Source organism: uncultured Desulfovibrio sp., assembly GCF_944327235.1.
Taxonomy (GTDB): domain Bacteria; phylum Desulfobacterota; class Desulfovibrionia; order Desulfovibrionales; family Desulfovibrionaceae; genus Desulfovibrio.
On the sequence record NZ_CALVHE010000095.1, the window covers coordinates 1 to 8,573 of the forward strand.

Genomic DNA, 8,573 nt, shown 5'->3' on the forward strand with positions numbered 1-8,573 from the left:
GCTGTCCAAAAAAGTCGGTCAGCTTTTGCACGACAGGCTGGACGAATTCCGGCTTGTCGTAGAGATCCACATGGCTTGCGCCGGGGATGCTGTAAAGCTCCTTCGGTTCCCGCGCCGCGGCATAGGCCGCCTCGCTGAAATAGAGGGTATCGGCCTCGCTGCCGACAATGAGCAGGATGGGCCGGGGAGAGACCGTATCCAGATGGGCAAAGGCGTCAAAGGCCGCCAGCTTGTCATTGCTGGAGACAAGATACCTGTTGACGGACGTAGGATACTGGCAGCGGGGCGTACGGTAATATTCCCAGGCTTCCCGCTGGATGGTCGACGTCTGCTCATTTATCTCGCTGATGTCGTCGGGCACATACTTCCAGTAGGCGGGCTCGCCGCCGCGCGCCTCCGCGGTACGGGCCTCGGCCACTTCCTGGAGCAGCTTCTGCAGGAAATTGTCGATATGCACGCCGGGGAAGCCGTTTTTGGCGCTGTCGCCCACGTCCCATGTGCTGATGCCCGCAGCGGCGCGGATCCTGACCTCGGTCTGCATGGCGCTCAAGGTATAGCCGCCGCCCGCGCAGACGCCCATGGCGCCGATGCGCTGCGGATCCACATAGTCCAGCGTCACAAGATAGTCCACAGCGGAACGGATGTCCTCCACGCGTGAAGTCGGATCTTCCAGACAACGCGGCAACCCCTCGCTTTCCCCCTGATGCGAGGCATCGAAAGCAAGCGCCACATAACCGGCTTGCGCCAGATGCCAGGCATAGAGGGAGGAACATTGCTCCTTCACTCCGCCCCCGGGATGCGTCACCACGATGGCCGGATACGTCCGGGCAGCGTCAAATTCGGGCGGCAGGAAAAGCAGCCCGGCAAGGTTCAGGGAAAACTTCTTGAAAGTGACTTTTTTTCCTTCCGTGTAATGCGTCGTATACTGCATGGAATCCTCCTTCCTGGATGCGGATGCCCCTGCTGCGCTCGTGGTCCGGCATTCCGGCGACGAGCCTGCCCGGCACGAGACGGCGGGGATGCCCCGTCAGGCCTGCCTGCCCATCTGGCGGGCAGCCTCGAGCGCGGCAGGGTTCTGCCGGATGTCGCCCGGCAGGGTAGCGCCCACCCCGCGCACGACGCCCCGCAGACGACTTTTGTCAAAACAGGATATCCAGCCGCTCAATCCGGTCACGGCGCCATCCACGGCGCTTTCGTTCTCATCAGCGGCCGCGGCCAGCAGGTAGACGTCCCTGAAGGCGTATTCAGCCGGAAAGAGCGGATTGGCGCGATCAAGCAGGGTCTTCATCTGGCCGCACATGCCGTAATAATAGATGGGAGTGGCAAAAACGAGCACCTCCGCCTGCTGCATACTGCGCACGATGGCGGCCGCGTCGTCATGGATGACGCAGGACTGCGTTTTCTGACAGGCAAGACAGCCTCTGCAAAAGCGGATATCTTTCTCCCGCAGGAAGATCTTTTCCACATCATGTCCCGCCTCACGCGCTCCCAGGATAAATTCATCCGCCAGCATATCCGAGTTGCTGCCCTTACGCGGGCTGGTGGAAAGAACAAGAATCTTTTTCATAAAAACTCTCCTTGTCAGGGCAAGACCGTCTCCGGCCAGTGAAACGTGCCGCCAGCGGCATGGGACGAGCTGGAGCATCCTTTCCTGTCCCTTATGCTGACACACGAGAAAAAGAGCAAATACTTATATTGAATGCTTTACCATAGATATCAGGCATGGTATTGCAGCCCTATGCCCTGTTGCGGGAGACAGACAGGGAAAGGAGGCAAGATGGACATACGGGTACTTCGCTATTTTCTGGCCGTCGCGCGGGAAGGGACCATCTCCGGCGCGGCCGCCGCGCTCCATGTCACGCAGCCGACGCTTTCCCGTCAGCTCATGGAACTGGAAGAGGAACTGGGAACGACGCTGTTCACACGCGGCAAGCGGCACATCAGTCTGACGGAGGAGGGGCTTTTCCTGCGCAAGCGGGCGCAGGAGATCGTCGCCTTGCTGGAGCGGACCGAAGCGGCTTTCACCGCCACGAACGAGGAGATCAGCGGCGACGTGTACATCGGCGGCGGTGAGACCGAAGGTATGCGGTTCATCGCCCGCACCATCCGTGAAGTGCGCCGGGAATATCCGCACATCACCTTCCATCTTTTCAGCGGCAATGCCGAGGAGGTCAGGGAACATCTGGACAGGGGGAGCGTGGACTTCGGTCTTTTCATCGAACCGGCGGATCTGGCGGCCTACGATTACATCCCCCTGCCCGCGCGGGATACCTGGGGCGTGCTCATGCGCAAGGATCACCCGCTGGCCGCGCGAGATGCCATAGATGCGGACGATCTTGCGGACCTGCCGCTCATCATCTCCCGGCAGGGACTGGTGGAAAACGAATTTTCCGGCTGGATGGGCGCAAAATTCCGGCAGCTCTCGCTCGTGGCGACGTATAACCTGCTGTACAATGCCGCGCTCATGGTGGAAGAAGGGGCAGGCTGTGCGCTGTGCCTTGAAGGCATCGTGCGCACGGGGGGCGATAGTCCGCTCTGTTTCCGCCCGCTGCGGCCCAAAATGGAAGTTGGCCTCAAGCTTGCCTGGAAAAAACAGCAGTGCTTCACGCGGGCTGCGGAGATCTTCCTGGACCGCCTGAAACGGCAGGGGGAACGTATCGCACCTCAGGAGTCTGTAAACACAAATTCTACAAATAATTTCAAATAGATATTAAAAACAGACCGTTCACGCTTCATGTGTCTTTGCGCGGGGTGACTCGCGTCCCTGATTCTTCTCCCGGTAAAAGTGCGCTGGGGATGGGATGGGGGGCCTGGGGGGAAGGATGACGGGAACGCCTTTTCTCGCTTCGCTATGAAAAGGCTGGGCCCTCCCGCGCCGGCGGCGACCGAAAGGCGGCCCGAAGGGCCGTGCCTGTTAGGCGACAAAGGAGCCTTACAGGCATCGACAGCAAAGCAAAGGGGTTTCTTCCCCCTCAAAAAAAGCGTAATGAGTCCTGCCCCTAGGCGACAAAGGAGCCTTGCGGGCATCGACAGCAGAGCGAGAGGGCGGGACATGTCCCGTTCTGATGAGCGCCCCGCAAAAATACTCGGGGCCTCGCCCGCAGGCGAAGCCCCGAAAAAAGGGAGGAATGGAAAAGCGCCGGAACGGCCGTGCCGCCGCGTCCGGATGTCCGGACTACGCCTCCCGCGCCGGAGCGAGGCCCAGGTCCCGCAGGAGGTTGTCCACGGCCATGCGGCCCATGAGCTGGGTGGCCCCGCTGGTGGAAGAAGAGCAGTGCGAGCCCATGACCAAATTGTCCAGCCCGTACCAAGCATCTTCCACAGGCGGCTCCTGCTCGAACACGTCCAGCCCCGCGCCGTAGATGCGGCCTTCCTGCAACGCGGCCAGCAGGGCGGCATTGTCCACCAGTTCGCCACGAGCAGTATTGATGAGGATGGCCGAAGGCTTCATGGCCGACAAACGCCGGGCGTCGATACAGTGGCGGGTGCTGTCGTCAAGCTGGGTATGCAGCGTGATGATGTCGGCGCGGGCGCAGATGTCATCCAGCGAGGCACGCTCGATATCGTTCGCCTCGGCGTAGGCGGCGTCCCAATGGATGTCATGCGCCAGTATCCGCATGGAAAAGCCCTTCGTCCGCCGGGCCACGGCCCGACCGATGGACCCCAGACCCACGATGCCCAGCGTTTTGCCGAAAAGGTCGATGCTGGTGATCTTGCTCCAGTCCCGGCGGCGGCAACGCCCGTCAATGAGCGGAACCTTGCGGGCGACGGCCAGCATCAATGCCAGCGCATAGTCGGCCACGGCCTCGGTGGGCGCGCCCAGCGTCCGAGAGACCGCTATGCCCCGCGCCGCGCAGGCGTCAAGGTCGATATTGTCCAGGCCGACGCCGTACTTGGCCACAGCCTTGAGCTGAGGAGCGGCGGAGAGGATATCCGCATTGACCGGATCGACCCCGACGATGAGCCCCTGACAATCCGCCAGCAGACTGCGCATCTGGTCGCCGGAGAGGATACCGCCGGTCTCGTTGCGGACGATAGTAAGGCCCGCCTCACGCAGACGGTCAAAGAGGGTGGGATCGGTCTTGCCGAAGGAACGCGGCGTCACCAGAACTTTCATACACAAACCTCCCGGAAAGGACGTTGCCTCCTGCCGACGCCATACGCGAACGACGGCGGAAAAAAGGGCGCTCCCCGTTTCAGGCGGAGCGCCCAGCTGAAGATGTTTGCCGAACGGCAGACAGAGAAGGGCGGTCGGCGCACGCGATCCTTCCGGCACAGAGTACGCTGGAAAGGAAGATCACGCCGACATGTCTTCTCTTAGGCCACGGTATCCAGCCGCGTACCAATGCCTTCGGCAGCCAGCCCCGCGGCACGCACAGGATCGGTCTGCGTCGCCAGACCGGCCGAACTGCCGTTGATGATCTGGCTGGCCATATTGGCCTGCATGTCCATGATGGAGCGGCTCAACGCCACATTGATACTGGCCTGGATGGCTTCCAATTCCATAGACGGCTCCTTTTTTCGTCGCAGGGACGACGTTTGAGCAACTATAGCCTAAAAGGTCGCGCTGGGGAAGAGGCGACAACCGGCCTCCGCCGCTTCCGCGCACCAGCGGCTGAAAGCCGCCTGAGCACGCTGGGCATAGAGCGCCTTGCGGTCCTTTTTCTTCGCCTTTTCGTCCAGTTCGGGCATGAGACCGAAGTGTGCGTTGGACGGCTGAAAATGCTTGACCGGCGTCCGCAAGTGGTTGAGCAGCGCACCGAGGGCGCACTCCACGGGGAGCTGCGGCAGCGGATTCCCCTGCTCGCGGGCGATGAGCGTAAGGGCCAGCCAAAGCCCGGAAGCCGCTGATTCCACATAACCTTCGACCCCGGTGATCTGGCCGGCCAGAAAGACATCCGGCCGCGCTCGCAAGGACAAGTCGGGGGCAAGGACTTCCGGGGCATTGACGTAAGTATTGCGGTGCATACTGCCGTAGCGGGCAAACTCCGCCTGCTGCAGCCCCGGTACCATACGGAACACGCGGGCCTGTTCGGCGTAGGTCAGCTTGGTCTGACAACCCACCAGATTGCAGGCCTCGCCATTACGGCTTTCCGCCCGCAGCTGCAATACGGCCCACGGACGACGGCCGGTGCGCGGATCCACAAAGCCCACGGGTTTGAGAGGGCCGAAGGTGAGCGTACGCGGCCCGCGCTGGGCCAGCGCTTCGATGGGCATACACCCCTCGAAATGCTTTTCTTTCTCGAAACCGTGGGGCTGCACCTTTTCCGCAGCCAGCAGGGCCGCATAAAAGGCTTCGTATTCGTCCCGCTCAAAGGGACAGTTCAAATAGTCGCCGCCTTCTTCCCCTTTCTCCTGCCCGTAACGTGAGGCGCGGAAAACGATGGACATATCAAGAGAATGCGTCCAGACGATGGGAGCGATGGCGTCGTAGAAATAGCAGTAGCTTGTGCCGATGACATCCGCCAGCGAAGCGGAAAGGGAGGCGTCGGTCATGGGACCGCTGGCCAGGATGATCACCTCATGCCCCTGCAGACGAGCGTCATCCAGACCGGTTATCCTGGCCTGTTCGCGGCGGATGTTCCCGGCGGCCTCGACACGCTGCGTCATGTCCGCGGCGAAGGCCTCACGATCCACGGCCAGCGCCTTTCCGGCCGGCACTCGGTGAGCATCGGCCGCAGCCATGAATTCACTGCCCAGCGCGCGCATCTCGGCCTTGAGCAGGCCGATGCCCGAGGTCGTCTCGTCGGAACGCAGGGAATTGGAGCAGACCAATTCCGCCAGAAGTCCACTCACATGAGCGGCGGACATGGCCGCCGGTTTCTGCTCGAAAAGGGTCACCGCCAGACCGGCACGGGCAAGGCGCAGGGCGCATTCGCAGCCTGCCAGCCCGCCGCCGACGACGGCAAATCGTTTATGCGACACAACAACTCCTTGAATGACGTTGCCCGCATGTTGCCCAAGTGTGCCCGGCTTGGCAAGCACGGGCCTCCGCCATCCACCTTTTGGACGCTTTTCAGCGCGGCTTGCCCACGGACTGCGTGGCCAGGGCCCGCCAGCCGTCCGGCAGGAAGGCAAAGCGGCTCGCGTCGCGGGCGGTGGAAGCCTTGACCACATTGCCGAGTCCCGCCGAAGCGCAGAACAAGCCCACGTTCTGATAGACCGAACCGATGTGCATACCGCCGTATGGATCGTCCTCCGGCACGGCAAAGATCAGCACGACGGCGGCATCATCCAGGGGATCCCCCAGCGGCTTTGCGGCGATCCGTTCGAGCCGGTGCCCGGCGGCATCATACAGCCAGAGCCCGTCCGCCTTGTTGACGTAGAGTTTCAGGGCCTGCCGGTTGCGGGCACTGGGAGCCGTCCGCCTGCCGTCGGGGCGGTTCTGTCCCCAGGCTGCCCAGAGCAGACTGCCCAGCGTGGCCTGATCCAAAGGCTCCTTGCTCAGATTGCGGATCGTCTTCCGCTGGGCCAGTGCCTGCATGAGAGGCAGACCGCCCGTGGTATCCGGCGCGGGGAGGGTGACGGTCTCCGCCAGAACGGCACTGGGCGGGGAAAGGAGCAGAGCAGCGGAAAGCAGAGAGGCGGAAAGGGTACGGCGCATGACATCTCCTTGGGAAAATGGTCGGAATATACGGCGGGAAACCTTGTTGAACAAAGCCTGAAAGCGTCCCCCTGTCAAGAATGGAAGCGCGGGAAACACACTGGCGCGTATCCACCAGTTCCGCCGTCCAGAGCCTTTCAGGGGCCGCTCACTCTCTGCGCGGTTATCTTGAACGCTGGAGGGCTTGCCCTTCTCCAAACACGTCGTGGAGAGCGTCAACGCGCCCTAACGGCGCAACAGCAACCAGGACTGGATGGGCAGGCGCTTTTCCGTCCAGTGTTCCTTATAGCGCATGGCGCCGCCGTCCAGCGGCCCCATGTCATAGCGGCGGGCACCTTCCTCGCAGAGCCAGCGTACCTGTTCCACCTGAAGAAGGTTGCCGATCCCCCAGCGTTTCCACGCATCATGATAGCTGAACTGCTGTCCACGATAGATATTGCCCGCTTTACCTCCGAATATGAAGCCGATGTCCGTCTCTCCGTGGCGGGCAAACATGATGCGCGCCAGCCCCTGCCGGGCCAGATTGCGCACCAGCACCGCATAGAGCTGGCGGGCAGGCTGTTCCGTCATGCCGCAGGCGGCAATGCCTTTCCAGCTAGCCTTTTCGACAGCCAGCATACGGGCATAGAGCGAGGCGGCTTCTTCATCGGTTTGCGGCGCATGACGTTCAAACACGATGCCCGCCCGCTGCGCCCGCCGCAGGGTCTTGGCCAACTTCTGCCGATGATTTGCCGAACGGCGGGCCAGAAAGCCGTCCAATCCTCCTTTCAGGGAGGCCGCGCACTGCAGTCCGTCAGCGAAATGCAAGATATGGAAATTGTTATCCAACCGGCGCAACAAGTGGATAGCCCGCTTGCCGCCAGGACGAATGCCGCTGATGAGGATCTTGGAAAATGCCCGCGCTTCGCTTTGGCCGAGCCAGCTTTCCAGCAATGCCGGCGCATTTCCGCCCAGCAGGCAGGCACCGAACAGCCAATGGGACTCGATGGGGGTCAGCGCCATGGAGCCATCCGAGAGCGGCTGACCGGCAAAAGCCAGGACGGCTTCGTCATCCGTCTGGACATACAGAGGCCGACGGGGGGACACGGCGGCATGGAACGAAAGCTGCCAGAGCGGACCGGAGCAAAACGGATCCGCCTGCTGGGTCCGCAGGGCAAGTCGTCGCCACAGATATTCCTTTTCCACAGGGCAAAAAATCGCACTTCCGTCAAAACAGACATCACCCATATCTCCCCCTTGGCCGTACGCCGATCTGGAAAACAGCCTGATACAAAATCCAGGTGCCGCCGCCTTGCTCTGCCCCGTGCTAATCATGTATCATAAAAATCAAAAGAAGACGCGGCGATGGCAGCCAGCCGCTGCCACATGCTACCGAAAAGGCATTGATGAAAAACGCCTGTCCCGGTAAAGACGAGCCGTGAACATTTTTAGTTTGAAACGCAAAACGTTTCAAACCATATGGTCTGTCATTTCGCGGAAAGAACGTGATTTTTCTGCCTGGTTTTGGCCGGGCGGGCTGTGCCCCGCCTCGCGCGTCGCCCTCTTTGCAAAGGCAAAACGCTCTTGGTCAGGGACAAGCGCCGCCTACAAAAAACGCTATAAAAAAAGGTTTTTCAGCAAAGCATATTTCCAACCATAAACTCTGTACGACATCACACGATATCTTTCCTCGCGCAGCAGGCAAGCAACATAAAGATGGTCCCATACACCACGTGACGTTATGCCCCCTGTTCCCGAGCGAAAACAGAAAGACGAGGTATAAGGCATGAGGCGAATATGCCAGTTTCTCTTTCAAATCTGTTCCTTGGATGGAGGAAAAGAAGCCATCCACCATGCATTACTTTCCGCTGCAGATTTTAATATAGAAAATAATATAAATTTAAATATAAAAAATTAGGGTCATGACTAGCAGAGAGTCCATAAAGAGGCTAAAAGCAAGTTATGACAATGAAAAACAAGTACGCTTGCC

Annotated in this window: 8 protein-coding genes; 1 reads left to right on the forward strand and 7 read right to left on the reverse strand. The window is 60.6% G+C overall.

The genetic code is table 11. The features are described from left to right. Both Q0K00_RS10390 and Q0K00_RS10395 read right to left on the reverse strand, forming a co-directional pair. Positions 1-931, reverse strand: a 931-nt coding sequence (locus tag Q0K00_RS10390; RefSeq protein WP_297229271.1) for an alpha/beta hydrolase, incomplete at its 3' end; no start/stop codon positions are given. 96 nt (positions 932-1,027) lie between these two features. Beyond that, positions 1,028-1,567, reverse strand: a complete 540-nt coding sequence (locus Q0K00_RS10395) for a flavodoxin family protein (protein ID WP_297229273.1) — start codon at positions 1,565-1,567, stop codon at positions 1,028-1,030. A gap of 210 nt (positions 1,568-1,777) precedes the next feature. On the opposite strand from Q0K00_RS10395, the gene Q0K00_RS10400 reads away from it, so the two are divergent. Then, positions 1,778-2,707 (forward strand): LysR family transcriptional regulator, encoded by a 930-nt coding sequence (locus tag Q0K00_RS10400; RefSeq protein WP_297229274.1) that lies wholly within the window; start codon positions 1,778-1,780, stop codon positions 2,705-2,707. A 468-nt stretch (positions 2,708-3,175) separates the two neighbouring features. Here the strand turns inward: Q0K00_RS10400 and Q0K00_RS10405 are convergent, their stop codons facing one another. From Q0K00_RS10405 to Q0K00_RS10425, 5 genes are all read right to left on the reverse strand, one after another. Continuing rightward, on the reverse strand, positions 3,176-4,117 hold the full coding sequence (locus tag Q0K00_RS10405) for a phosphoglycerate dehydrogenase (protein WP_297229276.1): 942 nt from the start codon (positions 4,115-4,117) through the stop codon (positions 3,176-3,178). Positions 4,118-4,317: 200 nt separating this feature from the next. Continuing rightward, entirely contained in the window at positions 4,318-4,506 is a 189-nt protein-coding gene (locus Q0K00_RS10410; RefSeq protein ID WP_297229278.1) for a hypothetical protein, read from the reverse strand. A gap of 48 nt (positions 4,507-4,554) precedes the next feature. Continuing rightward, positions 4,555-5,925: a methylenetetrahydrofolate--tRNA-(uracil(54)-C(5))-methyltransferase (FADH(2)-oxidizing) TrmFO gene (gene trmFO, locus Q0K00_RS10415; protein WP_297229280.1), complete on the reverse strand. Its 1,371-nt coding sequence runs from the start codon at positions 5,923-5,925 to the stop codon at positions 4,555-4,557. Between the two features lie 91 nt (positions 5,926-6,016). After that, positions 6,017-6,604 carry a nitroreductase family protein gene (locus tag Q0K00_RS10420; RefSeq protein ID WP_297229281.1) on the reverse strand — a complete coding sequence of 196 codons (588 nt, stop codon included), beginning with the start codon at positions 6,602-6,604 and terminating at the stop codon, positions 6,017-6,019. 225 nt (positions 6,605-6,829) lie between these two features. Beyond that, positions 6,830-7,831 (reverse strand): GNAT family N-acetyltransferase, encoded by a 1,002-nt coding sequence (locus tag Q0K00_RS10425; RefSeq protein WP_297229283.1) that lies wholly within the window; start codon positions 7,829-7,831, stop codon positions 6,830-6,832. Positions 7,832-8,573 lie beyond the last annotated feature (742 nt).

Coding starts and splice junctions, on each gene's coding strand:
- Q0K00_RS10395 (WP_297229273.1), bottom strand. CDS start 1,567: ATGAAAAAGATTCTTGTTCTTTCCACCAGCCCGCGTAAGGGCAGCAAC.
- Q0K00_RS10400 (WP_297229274.1), top strand. CDS start 1,778: ATGGACATACGGGTACTTCGCTATTTTCTGGCCGTCGCGCGGGAAGGG.
- Q0K00_RS10405 (WP_297229276.1), bottom strand. CDS start 4,117: ATGAAAGTTCTGGTGACGCCGCGTTCCTTCGGCAAGACCGATCCCACC.
- Q0K00_RS10410 (WP_297229278.1), bottom strand. CDS start 4,506: ATGGAATTGGAAGCCATCCAGGCCAGTATCAATGTGGCGTTGAGCCGC.
- Q0K00_RS10420 (WP_297229281.1), bottom strand. CDS start 6,604: ATGCGCCGTACCCTTTCCGCCTCTCTGCTTTCCGCTGCTCTGCTCCTT.
- Q0K00_RS10425 (WP_297229283.1), bottom strand. CDS start 7,831: ATGGGTGATGTCTGTTTTGACGGAAGTGCGATTTTTTGCCCTGTGGAA.